A 574-nucleotide genomic window follows, 5' to 3' on the forward strand; every position below is an offset into this window, starting at 1 on the left:
TTCATCCAACAAAACTAGAAGTGCGTTTATCAAAAGAAGAGCAACTATATCAATTGATAGTGAGCAAAATACAAGAAGCATTTAAAGACCGTATATTAATTCCTAAAAATAACTTGGATTATGTGCCAAAAAAAAATAAAGTATTATATTCATTCGAACAACAAAAAATCGAATTTGAACAAAGACAAAACACAGAGAATAACCAAGAGAAGACGTTTTCATCTGAAGAAAGTAACAGTAAGTCATTTATGGCAGAAAATCAAAACGATGAGATAGTTATAAAAGAAGATTCATATAATCCATTCGTAACGAAAACATCTGAAAGTTTAATAACTGATGATGAATCTTCTGGTTATAATAATACACGTGAAAAAGATGAAGACTACTTCAAAAAACAACAAGAAATTTTACAAGAAATGGATCAAACATTTGATTCAAATGAGGATGCATCTGTGCAAAATTATGAGAATAAAGCGTCTGATGATTATTATGATGTAAACGATATTAAAGGAACAAAAAGTAAAGACCCTAAACGAAGAATTCCATATATGGAAATTGTTGGCCAAGTACATGG

Annotated in this window: 1 pseudogene; it reads left to right on the plus strand. The window is 29.3% G+C overall.

What is annotated here, in order from left to right:
- Window positions 1-574, plus strand: a pseudogene (locus IDG60_RS00315) (DNA mismatch repair endonuclease MutL); the annotation flags it as partial.

The sequence above is a fragment of the Staphylococcus sp. EG-SA-2 genome (assembly GCF_017152085.1).